General features: G+C 40.3%; 23 protein-coding genes and 2 pseudogenes. 15 read left to right on the top strand and 10 right to left on the bottom strand.

Features of this window, described 5'->3' with window-relative positions; genetic code table 11:
* Positions 1 to 67 (bottom strand): annotated as a pseudogene (locus FTT70_RS13755) (helix-turn-helix domain-containing protein); the annotation flags it as partial.
* Positions 68 to 198: 131 nt separating this feature from the next.
* Here FTT70_RS13755 and FTT70_RS12930 point away from each other — a divergent pair.
* A complete protein-coding gene (locus FTT70_RS12930; protein WP_180168693.1) occupies positions 199 to 438 on the top strand; it encodes a hypothetical protein in 240 nt (79 codons plus the stop codon).
* A 37-nt stretch (positions 439 to 475) separates the two neighbouring features.
* Here FTT70_RS12930 and FTT70_RS12925 read toward each other — a convergent pair whose 3' ends face one another.
* Positions 476 to 1,396 carry a Dyp-type peroxidase gene (locus tag FTT70_RS12925; RefSeq protein WP_180168692.1) on the bottom strand — a complete coding sequence of 307 codons (921 nt, stop codon included), beginning with the start codon at positions 1,394 to 1,396 and terminating at the stop codon, positions 476 to 478.
* A gap of 159 nt (positions 1,397 to 1,555) precedes the next feature.
* Here FTT70_RS12925 and FTT70_RS12920 point away from each other — a divergent pair, with 159 nt between their 5' ends.
* Positions 1,556 to 2,176 (top strand): LysE family transporter, encoded by a 621-nt coding sequence (locus tag FTT70_RS12920; protein ID WP_131261258.1) that lies wholly within the window; start codon positions 1,556 to 1,558, stop codon positions 2,174 to 2,176.
* 111 nt (positions 2,177 to 2,287) lie between these two features.
* Positions 2,288 to 2,686 carry a hypothetical protein gene (locus FTT70_RS12915; RefSeq protein ID WP_136144785.1) on the top strand — a complete coding sequence of 133 codons (399 nt, stop codon included), beginning with the start codon at positions 2,288 to 2,290 and terminating at the stop codon, positions 2,684 to 2,686.
* On the opposite strand, the gene znuB is transcribed toward FTT70_RS12915, so the two are convergent.
* Genes znuB through FTT70_RS12900 form a run of 3 tightly spaced genes read right to left on the bottom strand, consistent with a single transcriptional unit; the run spans position 2,683 to position 4,745 of the window.
* Positions 2,683 to 3,483 (bottom strand): zinc ABC transporter permease subunit ZnuB, encoded by an 801-nt coding sequence (gene znuB / locus FTT70_RS12910; RefSeq protein ID WP_180060360.1) that lies wholly within the window; start codon positions 3,481 to 3,483, stop codon positions 2,683 to 2,685. The genes FTT70_RS12915 and znuB overlap by 4 nt on opposite strands.
* A 3-nt stretch (positions 3,484 to 3,486) precedes the next feature.
* Positions 3,487 to 4,275 carry a zinc ABC transporter ATP-binding protein ZnuC gene (gene znuC / locus FTT70_RS12905; RefSeq protein ID WP_131261255.1) on the bottom strand — a complete coding sequence of 263 codons (789 nt, stop codon included), beginning with the start codon at positions 4,273 to 4,275 and terminating at the stop codon, positions 3,487 to 3,489.
* A complete protein-coding gene (locus FTT70_RS12900) occupies positions 4,251 to 4,745 on the bottom strand; it encodes a transcriptional repressor (protein WP_004970151.1) in 495 nt (164 codons plus the stop codon). Before FTT70_RS12900 ends, znuC begins: the two co-directional genes overlap by 25 nt.
* Before the next feature lie 135 nt (positions 4,746 to 4,880).
* Between FTT70_RS12900 and FTT70_RS12895 the strand changes: the two genes are divergently transcribed.
* From FTT70_RS12895 to FTT70_RS12850, 10 genes are all read left to right on the top strand, one after another.
* A complete protein-coding gene (locus FTT70_RS12895; protein ID WP_104852883.1) occupies positions 4,881 to 5,720 on the top strand; it encodes a metal ABC transporter solute-binding protein, Zn/Mn family in 840 nt (279 codons plus the stop codon).
* Positions 5,721 to 5,892: 172 nt separating this feature from the next.
* Positions 5,893 to 6,291, top strand: a complete 399-nt coding sequence (locus tag FTT70_RS12890) for an ATP synthase subunit I (RefSeq protein WP_004970147.1) — start codon at positions 5,893 to 5,895, stop codon at positions 6,289 to 6,291.
* 103 nt (positions 6,292 to 6,394) lie between these two features.
* Positions 6,395 to 7,270, top strand: a complete 876-nt coding sequence (gene atpB, locus FTT70_RS12885) for a F0F1 ATP synthase subunit A (RefSeq protein WP_004970145.1) — start codon at positions 6,395 to 6,397, stop codon at positions 7,268 to 7,270.
* 85 nt (positions 7,271 to 7,355) lie between these two features.
* The gene (gene atpE, locus FTT70_RS12880) at positions 7,356 to 7,601 is read left to right on the top strand and encodes a F0F1 ATP synthase subunit C (protein ID WP_000424060.1); all 246 of its coding nucleotides are present in this window, start codon (positions 7,356 to 7,358) and stop codon (positions 7,599 to 7,601) included.
* A gap of 39 nt (positions 7,602 to 7,640) precedes the next feature.
* Positions 7,641 to 8,111: a F0F1 ATP synthase subunit B gene (locus FTT70_RS12875; RefSeq protein ID WP_004970142.1), complete on the top strand. Its 471-nt coding sequence runs from the start codon at positions 7,641 to 7,643 to the stop codon at positions 8,109 to 8,111.
* A gap of 14 nt (positions 8,112 to 8,125) precedes the next feature.
* Positions 8,126 to 8,662 (top strand): F0F1 ATP synthase subunit delta, encoded by a 537-nt coding sequence (locus FTT70_RS12870; RefSeq protein ID WP_004970141.1) that lies wholly within the window; start codon positions 8,126 to 8,128, stop codon positions 8,660 to 8,662.
* Positions 8,663 to 8,702: 40 nt separating this feature from the next.
* The gene (gene atpA, locus FTT70_RS12865; RefSeq protein ID WP_004970138.1) at positions 8,703 to 10,247 is read left to right on the top strand and encodes a F0F1 ATP synthase subunit alpha; all 1,545 of its coding nucleotides are present in this window, start codon (positions 8,703 to 8,705) and stop codon (positions 10,245 to 10,247) included.
* Between the two features lie 83 nt (positions 10,248 to 10,330).
* Positions 10,331 to 11,200, top strand: a complete 870-nt coding sequence (gene atpG / locus FTT70_RS12860; RefSeq protein ID WP_004970136.1) for a F0F1 ATP synthase subunit gamma — start codon at positions 10,331 to 10,333, stop codon at positions 11,198 to 11,200.
* Between the two features lie 29 nt (positions 11,201 to 11,229).
* Positions 11,230 to 12,624: a F0F1 ATP synthase subunit beta gene (atpD, locus tag FTT70_RS12855; protein ID WP_004970134.1), complete on the top strand. Its 1,395-nt coding sequence runs from the start codon at positions 11,230 to 11,232 to the stop codon at positions 12,622 to 12,624.
* Positions 12,625 to 12,651: 27 nt separating this feature from the next.
* Positions 12,652 to 13,071: a F0F1 ATP synthase subunit epsilon gene (locus FTT70_RS12850; RefSeq protein ID WP_004970132.1), complete on the top strand. Its 420-nt coding sequence runs from the start codon at positions 12,652 to 12,654 to the stop codon at positions 13,069 to 13,071.
* Between the two features lie 46 nt (positions 13,072 to 13,117).
* On the opposite strand, the gene FTT70_RS12845 is transcribed toward FTT70_RS12850, so the two are convergent.
* The 4 genes from FTT70_RS12845 to FTT70_RS12830 form a co-directional block, all read right to left on the bottom strand.
* Complete coding sequence (locus tag FTT70_RS12845) at positions 13,118 to 14,194, bottom strand: hypothetical protein (RefSeq protein ID WP_180168691.1); 1,077 nt, start codon at positions 14,192 to 14,194, stop codon at positions 13,118 to 13,120.
* Positions 14,191 to 14,586, bottom strand: coding sequence for a hypothetical protein (locus tag FTT70_RS12840; RefSeq protein WP_180168690.1), 396 nt, complete (start codon positions 14,584 to 14,586; stop codon positions 14,191 to 14,193). Before FTT70_RS12840 ends, FTT70_RS12845 begins: the two co-directional genes overlap by 4 nt.
* Positions 14,587 to 14,728: 142 nt before the next feature.
* The gene (locus FTT70_RS12835; protein WP_180168694.1) at positions 14,729 to 15,307 is read right to left on the bottom strand and encodes a hypothetical protein; all 579 of its coding nucleotides are present in this window, start codon (positions 15,305 to 15,307) and stop codon (positions 14,729 to 14,731) included.
* A 324-nt stretch (positions 15,308 to 15,631) separates the two neighbouring features.
* Positions 15,632 to 16,177 carry a glutathione peroxidase gene (locus FTT70_RS12830; RefSeq protein ID WP_180168689.1) on the bottom strand — a complete coding sequence of 182 codons (546 nt, stop codon included), beginning with the start codon at positions 16,175 to 16,177 and terminating at the stop codon, positions 15,632 to 15,634.
* Between the two features lie 285 nt (positions 16,178 to 16,462).
* Here FTT70_RS12830 and FTT70_RS12825 point away from each other — a divergent pair, with 285 nt between their 5' ends.
* A complete protein-coding gene (locus FTT70_RS12825; RefSeq protein WP_136144380.1) occupies positions 16,463 to 17,371 on the top strand; it encodes a DMT family transporter in 909 nt (302 codons plus the stop codon).
* An 85-nt stretch (positions 17,372 to 17,456) separates the two neighbouring features.
* On the opposite strand, the gene FTT70_RS12820 is transcribed toward FTT70_RS12825, so the two are convergent.
* The gene (locus FTT70_RS12820) at positions 17,457 to 17,750 is read right to left on the bottom strand and encodes a hypothetical protein (RefSeq protein ID WP_004970123.1); all 294 of its coding nucleotides are present in this window, start codon (positions 17,748 to 17,750) and stop codon (positions 17,457 to 17,459) included.
* Between the two features lie 131 nt (positions 17,751 to 17,881).
* Here FTT70_RS12820 and FTT70_RS12815 point away from each other — a divergent pair.
* Positions 17,882 to 18,021: pseudogene (locus tag FTT70_RS12815) on the top strand (RNA-guided endonuclease TnpB family protein); the annotation flags it as partial.

The following is an 18,021-nucleotide window of genomic DNA, read 5'->3' as shown; positions in this document are numbered from 1 at the left end:
GCTTGGCCAGAAAAATGAGTCGTTCTCGCTGTTCTAAACTAAGTGGTACAGAAACAATTCGAGGCATGTGTGAACATCTGTTAACTAAAAAAACTTTTTCGCATGATTAGTTATTTTTGTCAACTTAGTGGTAGCAAATCTGTTCTATTGGTGCCTAGTGAATATCCTAATATAAATTCAATTATGTATTATCCATTCATGAAAAAAATTGAACTATCTACGACTTTAAGGATTGAAGAAGTGGATATGGGGGATAACGCCAAGCCTGAAATTTATAGGACAGTACAAGAGATTATTGACAATAAAGTGAATGGACAATACAGGTTTATGTCACAAGGCTATATCTTGTATGAAGCAGAATATTTAAATTTAAAAACTAAAAAGACAACAGTTTTTAATAAAATAAATTTAGATGCAAAGGGTATTAATTGCATTTAATAAAATCAAGAAGCCGACTCTCGTCGGCCTCTTTATCTTAACCTTCCAAAACTTCTTCTAGCAACTCCTCACTCGGGGCAAAGTAATATGCACCATCCAAGGCGGTGACGAAATGCAATAAACGATCGTGGATGCCATCACCTGAAGTACCAAACATACGTTCTAACATGGCATCAATAATGCTCAAATCTTTGGTATAGGCAATAAAGAATAAACCCTGATCGCCTTTGCCATCACCATAAGGTAAAGAGTGGCGCAAAATTTCCATTTCATCGCCTGCATCATCTTCAACGACTGTACGTGAAACGTGCGAATTTTCAGGTTGTACATCTTCGTCTAATTCAATCGATTCAAGTTTGGTGCGTCCAATCACGTGTTCTTGGGCATCGACTTTGAGCTTTTTCCATTTTTCTAAATCGTGACAATAGCGCTGTGCAAAAATAAATGAACCATCGGCAAACACGCCTGCATCTTCGCCTAAAAGTGCAACTTCAGCACGATCATCTGGAAATTGTGGGTTTTCGGTACCATCAATAAAGCCAGTCATGTCGCGTCCATCAAAATAACGGAAACAAACCCGTTCATCCAAGACTTCAATTTTGTCTTGAATCCCCTCAAAAAATGCCTGACTAAGTGCAAAGCAAATATCCGCACGTGTACTGGCGAGGTGAATGATCACATCTGCAGGCACGGCAGGCATTGGGTACGCACCTTGAATCGGTTGTAATTGTTTAAAACCTTCTGGAGATTGCTGATAGAGCTGTGCCCAAAGTTCAGGACCAAAAGCAACGCCAGTTTTAATTTGGGCATGTGGATGTTGGGTAATCAAACGATCCCGTGTGCTAAACAAGTCAGCCAATTTTTCTTTTAATTCAGCAATGCTTAAGTATTTTAAACGAAGTACAAGAAAGCGAGCATGATCTGAAGGTAGTGGCAAAATTACAGATTGGGCAGTCATGTATAGCTCCTGAAAATTTGTTGTTTTCTATAAAGTTGACTTTATTGTGCCTGATTGCATGCAGGCTTAATAGCCCGAACCCGATTTTATTCAACGTTTTTAGCCATGAGATTAAGTGAAATATCATATAATGCACTGTCTTGTGAAAAGCAGCGATATATGTCTTATCAAGTTTGGATTGCGTTTATGTTGGCCTGTTGGGTGATTAGTGTTTCACCTGGCGCGGGTGCGATTGCTTCGATGTCGAGCGGTTTGAGTTATGGTTTTCGACATGGTTATTGGAATGCGATTGGTCTACAACTGGCTTTATTATTGCAAATTGCGATTGTAGCCGCAGGGGCAGGGGTATTATTTGCGACAACGCCTTGGGCATTTCTGATTGTGAAATGGTTTGGTGTGGCGTATTTGTTGTATCTGGCGTATTTGCAATGGGCAGCGCCTGCACAGTCGATTGAAATTCAGCATGAGTTGACGCGCAAATCTGCTGGAAAATTGGTGATGTACGGCTTTCTGGTTAATATGAGCAATCCCAAAGCAATTGTGTTTTTATTGGCAGTTTTACCGCAATTTTTAGATTTATCTAAACCGCAATGGACGCAATATGCAATTATGGCATTGACCATGATTAGTATTGATTTGATTGTGATGGCGGGCTATACGGGCTTGGCTGCAAAAGTTTTGCGTTTGTTAAGATCACCGAAGCAGCAAAAATTTATGAATCGTACTTTTGCTGCATTGTTTGCAGGTGCTGCGTTTTTGTTGAGTTTGGTGCATCAGTAATGTCTTCAATTACACAAAAGTGTACGCTGTAATTATAAAAATAGATTGAGACATACGTTGAAAATAAAATGTATTCCGCGAGCACTTTATTGGCAACATTGGTGGATCAGCATGTTGCTTTTAAGTTTTTCAACTTTAATTGCAATTGGATTAGCAATTCAGTTTTCAGTTGATAGCGTGTTTTGGCCAATTGCTTTGATGGCACATTTGAGTATCAATTTGATTTTTTCTTTTGTATTTGCCGCCTTGCAAACTTATTTTAAACATACGGTGTGGCAAAGTGTGGTGTTGATTAATATTACGGCTGTGTTGTTGATTGCCATTCATGCAATGTTTTATCTACAAAAGATAGATTGGAATGCTGTTTCAGAAAGTCAGCAGCAATTGAGTCTTTTACAGCAAGTGATTCATAGTGATATAGCACTGTGGATAGCGTATATACTGCCATTTTTGGTCGTAATGCTCATTGCTGCAATACAAAAATATAGATATTCATTAACGAAAAACTAAGCTATCTTTCTGACTTTTTGCACGCTAAAAATTACTGCAAAAATGATCGCCATAGTCATCACAATGCTTAAACCTGTTGAAATGTTTAAGCCTGCACTTGACCATAAACCTACGCTGACTGCAATTTGCGCCACAATAAACGCCCAAATCACCATTTGTTTAGGCGAGTGAGCCAATAAACGTGCGGTTAAGGCAGGAATCACCAACAATGCACCCATCAATAAAGAGCCGACTGCACGTAAAGCCAATACTGTAAATAATGCCAATAACAACATAAAAATCAGACGTTGCCATTGTGCATTCACACCTTCACTGACTGCAATGTCAGGGTCAATTGCAATTTGAATTTGAGCCTGCCAAAACTTATAGAGTACCGCTAAGGCTGCAATAATGACCAAAGCAAATACGGGTAAATCTGCCCATGAAATGGTGAGTAAATCGCCAAATAAATAGCTCAGCAACTCAGGACGCAAACTCGGAATATGTTGAATAAAGAGCAAACCTGAACAGAGCAAGGTCGCAGAGCAGAGCGCCAATAATGCATCATTCGGCAACCGTGGATCATGTAAAATCCACAAAACACCCACCAATAATAATGCCAAGAATGTCACGCCCATCCACAGAGGCAAACTTAACGCGCCTGCAATTGCCACACCCAATAACGTGCCATGCGCCATCGTATCGGCAAAAAAGGACATGCGTCGCCACAGCATTAAACAGCCAAGTGGGGCGGTCAAAAATACCAATAAACTGCCCATGATCCATGCAGGTAACAGCAATTGTAGCCAATCCATCATGGGTTAAGCTTCCGGTTCAGGGTGAATATGAGGACGTGAATCATGCTGACAAGGCTCGGCATGATCGCCATGTGCACAGTGTTCATGGTGATGTTGATAAAACACCCGATTGGTTCCAAAAATAGCTTGGTATTCAGGATGTTGCTGTACATTCTCGGGCAAGCCGCTGCAGCAAATATGTTTGTTTAAACAGACCACACGATGCGTGCCTTGCATGACCCATTGCAAATCATGCGACACCATCAATACCGCACAGCCATATTTGCTGGGTAAGTTGCGCACATAGTCATACAGTTCAGCTTCGGACTGAATATCTAGTCCTTGCATCGGCTCATCCAGTACTAAAACATCAGGTTGACGTAATAAGGCGCGTGCCAATAGCACCCGTTGCCGCTCACCACCAGACAGTTGTTGTACTTTCGAATCTTGCAGTTTGGCAATGCCAGTATCGCGGATAATTTCTGCTTTAATTGCGTCTGGGCATTTTTCTAAAGCCAGTAAATCTTTCACTCTTAAAGGCAAGCTGTGTGAAGGATTAAACTTTTGCGGCACATACGAAAAAGTCAGCTTGCGTGCATTTACAAGCTTGCCTGCATTCGGTTTGACAATGCCAAGCAATACTTTAATTAAAGTCGACTTTCCTGCGCCATTGGGGCCAATCAGCGTGACAATTTCACGTGCATGCAATTCAAAATCGACATTTTTTAAAATATCGCGCTCATCTATTCGCACCTGAATATTGTGCAAGGCGATGAGCGGTGCAGTGGTTATTTGCTGTTGCACTGCTGACATTTTCCAGAAATCTCAATAATGCTGTGATGCGGGCTAAAGCGGTCAGAGGCTGCCAACTGATCTAATTGCTCTAATAAACCTTGCGCTGAAGCTTCTTTAACGACTTTACATTCAGTACAGATCAAAAAAGCCGCTTGGTGTCCTTCACGTGGATGACAGCAAGGAATATAGGCATTGATTGAAGTCAAACGGTGAATTAGTCCTTTTTCCAGTAAAAAATCCAAAGTACGGTACACCGTTGGCGGTGCTGCAGGACGATCAGACTCACTTTTAATTTTCGCCAATAAATCATAAGCACCCATTGGTGCAGATGCCTTGAGAATGAGTTCCAACACTTCTTTACGTAGCGGTGTTAAACGAGCACCTGTTGCCGCACATAAACTTTCAGCTTCGGCAAGACGTTGATCGACATTGTGATGGTCGTGAACGCCATGTAATGCATTGTGATGCTCGTGCGAACATAAGCTCATAGCCACCCCAGTTGAACTTTAAAAGAAAAATGACAGTAAATCTTAGCATGAAGCGTTATTAGTTTCGATTATACGTAGGTATTTTTATAAATTTGTTATATTATAACATTTGTCGATTTTTCGTGATATGCCGCAATGTTTCGTTTATTTAGTTTCTGTCTTTTAGCGTTATGCAGTACTGTCAGCATGGCGCAGGCTTTGGTGGTGTCTACCCATCCTATCTATTTGATTGCCCAAAAAGTCACGCAAAATATCGAAACACCCACGTTATTACTGGCAGATCAAACAGGGCATGATGTATCGCTCACGCCTGCACATCGAAAAATCATCCAAGATGCGGATTTAATTATTTGGCTAGGTAAGGCGCATGAAGCACCGCTAGAACGTGTATTACATCAAAATCCTAAAGCGATTGCTTTATTAGATACGGGCATTATGAAAACTTTGCCGCAGCGTTCAGAACGTGGTGCAGCATTAAAAAATACAGTAGACAGCCATGTCTGGCTAGACCCAAACAATGCGGTGCGTATCGGCTTCTTTATTGCCGCGCTACGTTCTCAGCAAATGCCTGAACATCGCGATGCTTATTGGAACAACGCACGTGCCTTCGCACAGAGTTTATTCAAAAGTGCAAGTCAGTTTCAGACTCAAACTGCAGTACAGCCATATTGGGCTTATCACGATGCCTATCAATATTTAGAACGTGCCTTAAATTTAGAATTTTCTGGGTCGATGACCAATGATCCGCATATTGCGCCAACAGTCGCACAAATTAAATATTTGAACGATCACCGACCAAATCCAAAAATGTGCCTACTTGCAGAAGGACATGCCAGTAAAAATCAGTATATGAAATTGAATCCAATTGTGTTTCAAAAGGTCGATGAAAGCATGCGCGGTGCAGATGATTTTGTGCAAGCGTGGCAGCAATTAGCCAAGCAAACCAAGGCTTGTGTATTAAATGCACGAAAATGATGCGTTTTTTAAGCAAAATTGAAATATGACAATTCCGAGACAAACATGCAAAAAAACACGACTAAGGTCGGGAAACGATTGCATGTTCAGGGGGCTAACTCTATAATGCCTGCGATAAAAAACGATCATCAGTTGAACTTGTCAAGCATTAATGCTGTGAGTGGATAAAAAAATGAGCCGAACTAGTCGCTTGATTGACCGACGATTAGCTAAAGCTTTGGTCTTCTTACAAGCATTCATGATTCCAGTTTCAGCCCTGATAGCGTGGGTCTTGAAAGACTCAACGGCTGCCTTAAGCGCTGCACTTGGTGCTAGTGTTTGTTGGTTGGCAAGTTGTTATTTTTCATGGCAGTCGTTTCGAGCAGCAGGTGCACGAGCGTCCAGACAGGTTCTTTCGAACATGTATAGAGGAATGCTCGGTAAGTTTGCAATCGTGATCGTAGGATTCATTTTAATTTTAAGCAATGTACAGCCGTTATCCCCGGTGGCATTGTTTTGTGGTTTTATGCTCGTTCAAAGCATGTCGTGGGTTGCGCCATTTTGGGTGTCACGATTACAAAAACGAGTCTAAACGCAGCAAAAATTGAAAAGTTTTTCAGGAATAGGCGAGATATCAAGCAGCACGCGATGTTCGTTTGTTCTATTAGTTTTTTTACATTGACCAGGTGTGATTTATGGCTGCTGAAGAACATGCCCTTACTTCGACCGAGTATATCAAGCATCACTTGACCAATATGACCTATGGCAAAATGCCAGACGGTTCATGGAAGTTGGCTGAGTCTGCTGAAGAAGCTCAACAGATGGGGTTCACTGCTATTCACTTGGATTCAATGGGTTGGTCTATCGGACTTGGTCTGATCTTCTGTTTATTGTTCTGGATTGTTGCGAAAGCTGCAAATTCAGGCGTGCCTGGTAAATTCCAGTCAGTAATTGAAGTGATTATCGAGTTTGTGGATTCAAGTGTACGTGATACCTTCCATGGGAAGTCTCGATTAATTGCACCCTTAGCATTAACCATTTTCGTGTGGATTTTCCTCATGAACTTGATGGATTTGATCCCTGTTGACTTTATTCCTTATGTAGCTCAACAGGCGATTGCATCTATGCTGGGTGTGGACCCTCATCAGGTTTACTTTAAAATTGTTCCGACTACAGATCCAAACATTACCTTAGGTATGTCTATTTCTGTATTCTTCTTAATTATTTTCTATAGTATTCGTGAGAAAGGTGTTGGCGGCTTCGTTGGTGAGTTGGCACTTAACCCATTCAACCCAAGTAATCCAGTTGCTAAAGTGCTTTTAATTCCATTCAACTTATTGTTGGAATTGACTACTTTCTTGGCGCGACCAGTTTCATTGGCTCTACGACTGTTCGGTAACATGTATGCGGGAGAGTTAATCTTCATTCTTATCGCGTTATTACCGTTCTGGATCCAGTGGGCATTGTCTGTGCCTTGGGCGATTTTCCACATTTTGATTATTACGCTACAAGCATTCATTTTCATGATGTTGACTATCGTGTACATGAGCATGGCAAGCGAAAAGCATTAATGGTATGGCCTAACTGTCATCGGGCGGTTGGGCACACAATTTTTTAACTTAATTTGGTATAAAACCTAACCTCTGAGGAATTATCATGGAACTCACTTTAGGTCTAGTTGCAATTGCATCTGCTATCTTGATCGCTTTCGGTGCTTTAGGTACTGCGATTGGTTTTGGTCTTTTAGGCGGTCGCTTCCTTGAAGCTGTTGCTCGTCAACCAGAATTGGCTCCACAACTTCAAACTCGTATGTTCTTAATCGCAGGTCTTCTTGATGCTGTGCCTATGATCGGTGTTGGTATTGGCTTGTTCTTCATCTTCGCTAATCCATTTGTAGGTTAATCAGCTTAATTCCGAAATTCACTATTTGAGGAATTTGCAATGAATATCAACCTCACATTGTTTGGCCAAGCGATTGCATTTGCGATTTTCGTCGCATTCTGCATGAAGTTTGTATGGCCACCACTAATCAATGCGATTAGTGAGCGTCAGCGTCGTATTGCTGACGGCTTAAATGCAGCTGAGAAAGCCAAAGCTGATCTTGCCGATGCGCAAGCTCAAGTGAAAGCTGAATTAGATGCAGCTAAAGCACAAGCGGCTCAATTGATCGAACAAGCGAATCGTCGTGCAGCACAATTGGTAGAAGAAGCGCGTACCCAAGCATCTGCTGAAGGTGAGCGTATTCGTCAACAAGCGAAAGAAGCTGTTGATACAGAAATCAATTCTGCTCGCGAAGAATTACGTCAACAAGTAGCTGCGCTTGCAGTAACTGGTGCAGAGAAAATTCTTAGCCAGCAAGTTGACGCAGAAGCTCACAATGCCATGCTGACTCAGCTGGCTGCTAAACTTTAAGAGAGAGGCAGATTATGGCTGAACTCTTGACGTTGGCACGCCCATACGCTAAAGCAGCATTTGCTTACGCTTCTGAGCAAGGTGCAACTGACAATTGGTCAACAGCACTTAACTTGCTCAGTGCTGCGGTGCAAGACGAAGCATTTTCAGCTTACTTAAATCGCCCTGAGCTTACGCCTGCTGAGCAGGTGAGTATTTTTGCCAAAGTTTTAGGTGAAGACCAAACTGCAGCAGTGTCAAACTTTTTGACATTGCTTGCTGAAAACAACCGTTTGGCTTTGCTTCCTGAAATTCAAGCAGAATACGAACAGCTCAAATCACAGAATAACAATACTGTGGATGTTGTGATTGAATCAGCATTCCCATTGACTTCTGTACAAGAACAAATTCTTGCTCAAGCGTTAGAAAAACGTTTCGCTGCGGCAGTAAATGTTTCTGTAGAAGTGAACCCAGCGTTAATTGCGGGTGTGGTTATTCGTGCAGGCGACCAAGTGATAGATGATTCTGCGCTTAACAAGCTTGAAAAAATGCGGACACGTCTTTTAGCTTAATTGCGAAGACTGAACTAATAAAAGATTGAGGTATAGCGCAATGCAACAACTGAATCCATCCGAGATCAGTGCGCTCATTAAACAGCGTATCGGCGATCTGGACACCAGCGCGACCGCTAAAAACGAAGGTACCATTGTTATGGTATCCGACGGTATTGTGCGCATTCACGGCCTTGCTGATGCAATGTACGGTGAAATGATCGAATTCGACGGCGGCTTATTTGGTATGGCACTGAACCTAGAACAGGATTCAGTGGGCGTCGTTGTTTTAGGTAACTACTTAAGCCTTCAAGAAGGTCAAAAAGCACGTTGCACAGGTCGTGTATTAGAAGTTCCGGTTGGTCCAGAACTTTTAGGCCGTGTGGTAGATGCTTTGGGTAACCCAATTGATGGTAAAGGCCCTATTGATGCAAAATTAACTGATGCTGTAGAAAAAGTAGCACCAGGCGTAATTTGGCGTCAATCAGTGGATCAACCTGTTCAAACTGGTTATAAATCAGTTGATACCATGATCCCTGTAGGCCGTGGTCAACGTGAGTTGATCATTGGTGACCGTCAAACTGGTAAAACAGCAATGGCGATCGATGCGATCATCGCTCAGAAAAACTCTGGCATTAAGTGTGTATACGTAGCAATTGGTCAAAAACAATCGACTATCGCAAACGTAGTACGTAAGCTAGAAGAAACTGGCGCTATGGCGTATACCACTGTTGTCGCAGCAGGTGCATCTGATCCAGCAGCAATGCTGTATTTAGCTCCGTACTCTGGTTGTACAATGGGTGAATACTACCGTGACCGTGGTGAAGACGCGTTAATCATTTATGATGACTTGTCTAAGCAAGCTGTTGCGTATCGTCAAATTTCATTGCTTTTACGTCGTCCACCAGGTCGTGAAGCGTATCCAGGTGACGTGTTCTATCTACACTCGCGTCTACTTGAGCGTGCTTCTCGTGTATCTGCTGACTACGTTGAGAAATTCACTAACGGTGAAGTTAAAGGTCAAACTGGTTCTTTAACTGCATTGCCGATTATTGAAACTCAAGCAGGTGACGTATCTGCATTCGTACCAACCAACGTAATTTCGATTACAGATGGTCAGATCTTCTTAGAAACATCATTATTCAACGCGGGTATCCGTCCTGCTGTGAACGCGGGTATTTCTGTATCGCGTGTTGGTGGTTCTGCTCAAACTAAGATCATCAAAAAATTGTCTGGTGGTATCCGTACCGCTTTGGCGCAATACCGTGAATTGGCAGCGTTTGCTCAGTTCGCTTCTGACCTTGACGAAGCAACTCGTAAGCAACTTGAACATGGTCAACGTGTAACTGAGTTAATGAAGCAGAAACAATATGCGCCATACTCAATTGCTGACCAAGCTGTTTCAGTTTATGCATCTAACGAAGGCTACATGGCTGACGTAGAAGTGAAGAAAATCGTAGACTTTGATGCTGCGTTAATTTCTTACTTCCGTTCAGAACATGCTGCGTTAATGCAACAAATCGATGAAACTGGTGATTTCAACAAAGACATCGAAGCTGCAATCAAAGCAGGTATTGAAAGCTTTAAAGCGACTCAAACTTACTAATTTAGCATTGGCTAGTTAGGGGTTTGGTTCACGGAATCAACCTTCGAAAGCCTGAAAGGGCTTTCGAATACTAGGTTAAGCGTATGGCAAATTTAAAAGAAATTCGCGCCAAAGTTGCTAGTATCAAGAGCACGCAAAAGATTACTCGCGCGATGCAAATGGTTGCTGCTTCTAAGATGCGTCGTGCGCAAGAGCGCATGGCTCAAGGCCGTCCGTATGCCGAAAATATGCACCGTGTAATTGCTCATTTGGTACAGGCGAACCCTGAATACAAACACCGTTATATGATTGAACGCCCTGTAAAACGCGTTGGTTATATCATCGTGTCTTCAGATCGTGGTTTGGCAGGTGGCTTGAACATTAACTTGTTCAAGAAAGTTGTAAAGCATGTACAGCAACAACAAGAGCAGTCAATTGAAGTTCAGTTTGCTTTAATTGGTCAAAAAGCGGTTTCGTTTTTTAAAAACTACGGCGGTAAAGTGCTTGGTGCAACTACAAACGTAGGTGACGCGCCAAGTCTTGAACAGTTATCTGGCTCTGTGCAAGTGATGTTAGATGCGTACGATAAAGGCGAGTTAGATCGCATTTACCTCGTGTCAAACGGCTTTGTCAATGCCATGACTCAAGATCAGAAAATCGAACAACTTGTTCCTTTAGCATCTGCTGAAGAAAACAAGACTCTTAACCGTCAATACGGTTGGGATTATATCTATGAACCAGAAGCTGAAGAGCTGTTAAATGGTTTATTGGTTCGTTACATCGAGTCTATGGTTTATCAAGGTGTGATTGAAAACATCGCATGTGAACAGTCTGCGCGTATGGTTGCAATGAAAGCTGCAACAGATAACGCAGGTGAACTGATCAAGAGCCTACAACTTATTTATAACAAGCTGCGTCAAGCCGCGATTACTCAGGAAATTTCTGAAATCGTTGGTGGTGCCGCTGCCGTTTAACATTATTAGTTTGAATTGAGGAGACAGCAATGAGTGGCGGTCGTATCATTCAGATCATCGGCGCGGTTATCGACGTCGAGTTTGAACGCAACAGCGTTCCTAAGATCTATGACGCTCTCCAAGTTGACGGTACTGAAACTACATTAGAAGTTCAGCAACAACTTGGTGATGGCGTAGTTCGTACTATTGCAATGGGTTCTACTGAAGGCCTTAAGCGTGGTTTGAACGTAACTAACACTAACGCGCCAATCTCTGTACCAGTAGGTACAGCGACACTTGGTCGTATCATGGACGTTCTTGGTCGCCCTATCGACGAAGCTGGTCCAGTTGCAACTGAAGAGCGTTTACCAATTCACCGTCAAGCGCCTTCTTATGCAGAACAAGCGGCTTCTACTGACCTTTTAGAAACTGGTATTAAAGTCATTGACTTACTTTGCCCGTTCGCGAAAGGTGGTAAAGTTGGTCTGTTCGGTGGTGCGGGTGTTGGTAAAACCGTAAATATGATGGAGTTGATCAACAACATCGCTAAAGCGCACTCAGGTTTATCTGTATTCGCTGGTGTTGGTGAGCGTACTCGTGAAGGTAACGACTTCTATCACGAAATGAAAGACTCTAACGTTCTTGACAAAGTAGCAATGGTCTACGGTCAGATGAACGAGCCACCTGGTAACCGTTTACGCGTAGCGTTAACTGGTTTGACTATGGCTGAGTACTTCCGTGATCAAAAAGATGAGAACGGTAAAGGTCGTGACGTATTATTGTTCGTAGACAACATCTACCGTTATACACTAGCAGGTACTGAAGTATCAGCACTTCTAGGTCGTATGCCATCTGCAGTAGGTTATCAGCCTACACTTGCAGAAGAGATGGGTGTTCTTCAAGAACGTATTACTTCAACTAAGTCTGGTTCGATTACATCTATTCAAGCTGTATACGTACCTGCCGATGACTTAACTGACCCATCACCTGCTACAACGTTCGCGCACTTAGACGCAACTGTAGTATTGAGCCGTGACATTGCATCTCAAGGTATTTACCCTGCGATCGATCCACTAGACTCAACTTCACGTCAGTTAGATCCATTAGTTGTTGGTACTGAGCATTACGAAATTGCTCGTTCGGTTCAAAACGTTCTTCAACGTTATAAAGAATTGAAAGACATTATCGCAATTCTTGGTATGGACGAATTGTCAGAAGAAGACAAACTTACTGTATACCGTGCACGTAAGATCCAACGTTTCTTCTCTCAACCGTTCCACGTAGCTGAAGTATTTACTGGCGCGCCTGGTAAACTTGTACCGCTTAAAGATACAATTCGTGGCTTTAAAGGTCTTCTAGCTGGTGAATACGATCATATCCCAGAACAAGCGTTCTATATGGTTGGTGGTATTGACGAAGTGATTGCTAAAGCCGAGAAACTTTAATTAGCAGCTCTAATTTAGGAGATTCTCATGGCGACTATGCAATGTGATGTTGTAAGTGTAAAAGAGTCTTTGTACTCGGGCACTGTGACTATGCTAATTGCAAAAGGTGCTGGCGGTGAACTCGGTATTATGCCGGGTCACGCACCACTGGTAACTTTGCTTCAGCCGGGTGCAATCCGCGTTCTGCTGGAAAATGGTACAGAAGAATTAATCTATGTATCTGGTGGCGTTCTAGAAGTTCAACCGCATGTTGTTACGATTCTTGCAGATACTGCAGTTCGTGCAGAAAACTTAGATGAAGCGGCAATTATTGAAGCGCGTAAACACGCTGAACAATTGTTGGCAAATCAAAAGAGCGATTTGGACTCTGCTGCTGCTTTGGCTGCTTTGGCAGAAACTGCTGCACAGTTGGAAACCATCCGCAAAATCAAAAACCGCGCACTTTAATTGTCGGTTTAAGATTGAAAAAAGCCATTCGAAAGAGTGGCTTTTTTTATTCAAATATTTGAATTGTTAAATTATCATTTTCTATAAAATGAATATGATTTTGATAGTTTTTACTTTTTGGATAAGTACGCCAATTTGTAACTTTGCTGGATAAGATATTTATATCTGAATTTTGAAGATATAGATTTTCCATGTCTTCGAAAACTAAACCAAAATGTGTTTTTGCACTATCAATAATCTTTCCAATTAACCTTTGATTGTTATTTACTTCACTGATTTTATTTAAATTATTATTGTCATACTCATATAGGTTTAAGTCTTCGCTGAGCAAATATAATTTGTCTTCAAATACCCAAGAATTTACATACTTTTGAATTGAGTTAGGAATTTCATATTCTATAGGATCTTCTTCTTTAATCATTTTATAATATCTACTTTTCTCAATTTGATCTGTAATTAGAGAAACATGCTCCATATTAATAGTCTCAAATTTTAATAACTTTTGTTTTAATTCGTTTTTTAGAATAGCAATTCCTGTATTTTGATCCCATTCACAACCAATCCATTCTTTTTCACTTAACTGTTTTTCCTTGACCAGTTCATAACTATCAGCTTTCGTTCTTGTGAAAAGTTCAAATGCTCCTTCATAGCCACAACTTATAATTAATCTATCAAGCGTTCCAACAGCTAACTCAAAAACCTTATCATCCCACATTTTTTTTACATTTTTAGAGAATTCAAATTTAACCTTTAGGTTTTCTACAGATCTATTGCCAACCACTGATTTAATGCCATCAGCGGATGAAATAATAAATTTATTTTTATAAATGTCTAAATCAGTTGGCCATGAATCTAGTTCTAATGTATCAATAATTGAATTATTTAGAGAATCATTATAGATAATGTATTCGTTGTCTAACTTAGATATATCTTGAGTATCATTTTCAGAAAAACAATTAAGTAAGAAATTCTTTTTAATAGTGGGACAGTTTGAATAATTTAAAATTTCATTCCATGAGTATGAAGTCAAACGCAGCTGAGTATCTATGAGAAAAAGTGAGCCAGAGTATATAAATGAGTCTATAAAATCACCCTCTATTTTTATCTTTTTTGTTACTGTCATTTTAGTTTACCTTGCACCCATTTTGCATAAAAACGTTTATCTATAAAACCATTATTAATCCATTCATTAATAATATTTTGAGGAGGATGATCATGTTTAGATTTTGCTGAGACAGGATAACCATGCCATGTACCATTGGTGTCTCCTGTATATTTAGCAATATACAAAATATCAGTTACATTACCTTTAGTAGGTCTTTCTGTGCCAATTGGTATTAATGAAGGGATATGTTTTGGAACAGACCAAATCACATCACGTGATGAGTTACACCAACCATGAGCTAGTCCCGTTGAAAAAATTAGAAGTTCTTCTATTTCCTTAGGAATCCATTGGCTTTTATTTGTATTGCCATTACGATGTTGTATATTGACTTGATAACATGAAAAATTCATAAATATATGATTTATTGATAATTAATTTTACAATTTTACATTAATCTAAGCGTTGATGCTATATTGGGCTCATTACTACTATATTGATTTATATCAAAATCCTCATTTTCAACTGAATGGGCTTTATCAACATCTAAAGCGACTAGCTTTCAGAACTGTCTTCCGAAGAACCTTCAGGAATTATCATTGCCGCCAGTTTTAGTATTTCAGTTTGAATATTCCCCATTTGCTGTTCCAGTTTTTTAAAGTCCACCTTGCTTAAATCGACTTGTCCATTTAAAAATGGTGAAGCCAAAACTTGCTGATTGGCAGCCAATAAGTTTTGACGGATGGTATCAATTTCCTGTGTTTTTAAGTCTAGGCTGCTTAGTGTTTGATTGAAGCCTTGTAACTGCTGTTGTAATTGAGTCGCTGCAATTTGTAATTGTTGTGGATCTTGCGCATCTACAGCGGTTTGCAATTCAGACTTGGTTTGATTCAGTTGTTCGACATATTGACCTGCTTTGAGCTGTAGATCAGCCACATCGCGCACAATATAGAACATATTGCCACTGCTTAATGGAGCGTTGGTTGGGTTTGTATTGCTGTTGGATGATGCGCTGGAATCATCTTGATTAGTTGTTTGCGTTTGCGGCGTGTTCATTTGATCACAGGCGCTGAGTAGCAAGGCAGAACTCAATAGTGCAAACGGAAGTAGTGTCTTCGAAGATACATTTTTCATATTCATGTGATTTTTGGTACTCATTGAGAATGAATATAAAACGAAAATATGAATAAAAAACAGATTGTTGCAAAGCAATAACAAATCTTAATTTTTTTGTCTAAATCAAAAAAAATAGGAGTTTTAAAGAAACTCCTATGAATTACACTTCTTTCATAAAAGAAAAATGATCATAAGTAATGCGTCGAATTGATATTGATAGTCCCTTCTCTTGCGCCATATATGGCTCAGGATGAGGAATATATTCCGCAAGAGGATGAGGGAGCTGAATTATTGATTTAAAGAGAATTTATGAAAGAACTCTTTAACTTGCTGAATAAAAAATTATTTAGCCAATTCAGCCTCAATCGCTTCTACAATGCGCGGGTCATCTACGGTTAAATCTGGGGCAAAACGCGCCACCACTTCACCTTGTTTATTCACCAAAAACTTTTCAAAGTTCCACAATACTTCAGGTGGTTCATTTGGGGTTAAGCCGTAATCAACCAAATCTTTCCACCATGGGCCTTCACCAATACGTTCAGGAATTGCTTGCGTTAAAGCCGTGTAGAGAGGATGTTTTTCTGCACCCACGACTGGAATTTTAGCAAACAATGGAAAACTCACCTGATAATTCAGTGAGCAAAATTCCTGAATTTCTGTATCGCTGCCCGGTTCTTGTGCCAAGAAATCATTCGATGGAAAGGCTAAAATTTCTAAGCCTTGTGCCTGTTTTGCTGCGTAGAGTTGCTGTAAGCCTTCGTATTGCGGGGTTAAGCCACATTTTGATGCCACGTTCACGATCAACAACACTTTTCCTGCATATTGATTTAATGTGGTTTCCGTACCCTGATTGGTTTTTACTGCAATGTCATAAACTGAAGTGCGCATAGTTGCTTCCTAGAATCTGTATTTTACCGCTACTGTTGTAACTGTAATTTTTGGGTACAGCAAGTTTTATAGCAAAGAAATTTACGACACTGATGGAATCCCGCATAGCCGTGATATTGCGCAGAAAAATGTAATTCGTATCTGCATTTTATTTTATTGATGGATAAATCGAGCGAAAAGTGCCATAAATAGACACTGGGTTTTTAGCACTTTGCATCACAAGTCAGTTATAGAAAAGGGTTTCACAGCAGGTATGCTGTTTGGTACAACAAGGATGATGAATACATGATACGGTCAGATAAAGGCGTATTTTGGGCAATTTTATTGCCATTGATTGCGGTATTGATTTGGTCTTTAAATATTGCAGTAACGAGGTATGTGGCGGAGTATATTTCACCCGTCAGTATCAGTTTTTATCGCTGGTTGATTGCTTTTCTGATTTTAACCCCGTGGATATTGCCCAAAGTTTGGCAGCAGCGTGAGTTGATTCGTCCACATTTGAAACAGTTGGCAGTGCTTAGTGCTTTTGGTTTGGTGCTGTATCAAGGTCTAAGCTATACCGCAGCCAATTACACCACTGCAACCAATATGGGCATTATTAATGCGTTTATTCCCATGTTTACGGTTTTGGTTTCATTGCTGATCTTAAAAGACATTCCGACACGATTTGCGGTTTTTGGCTGCATTATTTCATTTTCGGGTTTGTTGTATGTGATTGCACAAGGAGATTTGCGTCAACTCAGTCAGCTGACAGGACATGCGGGCGATATGCTCATGGTTTTGGCGGTATTTTTTTACGCCTTTTATGGGGTGTTTTTAAAGAAATGGAATTTAAAATTGCCGCTCATGCTGAGTCTTTATGTGCAAATTATATTCGCCTTACTTTACCATCTGCCATTTATTTTGTGGTTCGGCTTGGATCATTTAAATAGCCAAAATGGTTTAAGTGTGCTGTATGCAGGTATATTTCCTTCAATTATTGCACCTTTGGTATGGATGTTGGCCGTTCAATATTTAGGGCCAAATCGCACCAGTATTTTTATGAATTTGATGCCTGTTTTCACGGCTATCATTGCATATTTTTGGTTGGCAGAAGTGTGGGGGAGTTATCACAGTATCGGTGGATTGATTATTTTAACGGGTATTGTGTTGGCACAAATGAAAGCACGCGTACACATTCAAGCAAAAAGTTGAGTTTAATTGGTGTTTTTTTTGATCACATAAAGGTGTATTTAAAATGCCTTTTATTCAAAATTTATACAGTATTGAGTGTTATGAATTATGACAGTTTTTTTAATTTTTCTAAAATAATTGTAAAAATAGTAAGATAATTTAAATTGTTAAGAAAAAAAGATGAATCTTTCATTGAATATTTGTCTTGGATTAATAGGAAAAATCTATTTGTATAGTCGACTAAATTACTCCATAATTCACGTACTGAAAATGATCCACTGTATTCAATAATCAGTGAAATATCATTTGCAGCAAGATTTTCAAACCCTCTGGATGTGCTTTTATACACATCCTTTTTATGCTCAACCATCCCTATATGGTTGAGCTTTTTTTTATCCACTGGAGCGTAAAACCTCGTGGTTCAGCACGAGGATATAAGCGACTGGAGTAAACCATATGAACGACACGAAATGTCGTTTTAAATACTTGTACTATAGTCACTATTAAGAAAAATACTGTTAAAATAACTGGATGAAGACACTCGAATTACGCATAAAAGACAAACATTGCAAGGTGCTAAATCAGTTAGCATCCGAAGTAAATTTTGTCTGGAATTATGTCAATGATTTGTGTTTTAAGCATCTACAACGTAAACAACAATTCTTTTCAGC

It is taken from the genome of Acinetobacter sp. YH01003, from assembly GCF_013420525.1.
In the GTDB taxonomy this organism is placed as follows: Bacteria; Pseudomonadota; Gammaproteobacteria; order Pseudomonadales; family Moraxellaceae; genus Acinetobacter; species Acinetobacter towneri.
The sequence above is the reverse complement of the archived record's forward strand: the minus strand, read 5'-3'. Positions and strand labels throughout refer to the sequence as shown.

Coding starts and splice junctions, on each gene's coding strand:
- FTT70_RS12930 (WP_180168693.1), top strand. CDS start 199: ATGAAAAAAATTGAACTATCTACGACTTTAAGGATTGAAGAAGTGGAT.
- FTT70_RS12925 (WP_180168692.1), bottom strand. CDS start 1,396: ATGACTGCCCAATCTGTAATTTTGCCACTACCTTCAGATCATGCTCGC.
- FTT70_RS12920 (WP_131261258.1), top strand. CDS start 1,556: ATGTCTTATCAAGTTTGGATTGCGTTTATGTTGGCCTGTTGGGTGATT.
- FTT70_RS12915 (WP_136144785.1), top strand. CDS start 2,288: ATGTTGCTTTTAAGTTTTTCAACTTTAATTGCAATTGGATTAGCAATT.
- znuB (WP_180060360.1), bottom strand. CDS start 3,483: ATGATGGATTGGCTACAATTGCTGTTACCTGCATGGATCATGGGCAGT.
- znuC (WP_131261255.1), bottom strand. CDS start 4,275: ATGTCAGCAGTGCAACAGCAAATAACCACTGCACCGCTCATCGCCTTG.
- FTT70_RS12900 (WP_004970151.1), bottom strand. CDS start 4,745: ATGAGCTTATGTTCGCACGAGCATCACAATGCATTACATGGCGTTCAC.
- FTT70_RS12895 (WP_104852883.1), top strand. CDS start 4,881: ATGTTTCGTTTATTTAGTTTCTGTCTTTTAGCGTTATGCAGTACTGTC.
- FTT70_RS12890 (WP_004970147.1), top strand. CDS start 5,893: ATGAGCCGAACTAGTCGCTTGATTGACCGACGATTAGCTAAAGCTTTG.
- atpB (WP_004970145.1), top strand. CDS start 6,395: ATGGCTGCTGAAGAACATGCCCTTACTTCGACCGAGTATATCAAGCAT.
- atpE (WP_000424060.1), top strand. CDS start 7,356: ATGGAACTCACTTTAGGTCTAGTTGCAATTGCATCTGCTATCTTGATC.
- FTT70_RS12875 (WP_004970142.1), top strand. CDS start 7,641: ATGAATATCAACCTCACATTGTTTGGCCAAGCGATTGCATTTGCGATT.
- FTT70_RS12870 (WP_004970141.1), top strand. CDS start 8,126: ATGGCTGAACTCTTGACGTTGGCACGCCCATACGCTAAAGCAGCATTT.
- atpA (WP_004970138.1), top strand. CDS start 8,703: ATGCAACAACTGAATCCATCCGAGATCAGTGCGCTCATTAAACAGCGT.
- atpG (WP_004970136.1), top strand. CDS start 10,331: ATGGCAAATTTAAAAGAAATTCGCGCCAAAGTTGCTAGTATCAAGAGC.
- atpD (WP_004970134.1), top strand. CDS start 11,230: ATGAGTGGCGGTCGTATCATTCAGATCATCGGCGCGGTTATCGACGTC.
- FTT70_RS12850 (WP_004970132.1), top strand. CDS start 12,652: ATGGCGACTATGCAATGTGATGTTGTAAGTGTAAAAGAGTCTTTGTAC.
- FTT70_RS12845 (WP_180168691.1), bottom strand. CDS start 14,194: ATGACAGTAACAAAAAAGATAAAAATAGAGGGTGATTTTATAGACTCA.
- FTT70_RS12840 (WP_180168690.1), bottom strand. CDS start 14,586: ATGAATTTTTCATGTTATCAAGTCAATATACAACATCGTAATGGCAAT.
- FTT70_RS12835 (WP_180168694.1), bottom strand. CDS start 15,307: ATGAAAAATGTATCTTCGAAGACACTACTTCCGTTTGCACTATTGAGT.
- FTT70_RS12830 (WP_180168689.1), bottom strand. CDS start 16,177: ATGCGCACTTCAGTTTATGACATTGCAGTAAAAACCAATCAGGGTACG.
- FTT70_RS12825 (WP_136144380.1), top strand. CDS start 16,463: ATGATACGGTCAGATAAAGGCGTATTTTGGGCAATTTTATTGCCATTG.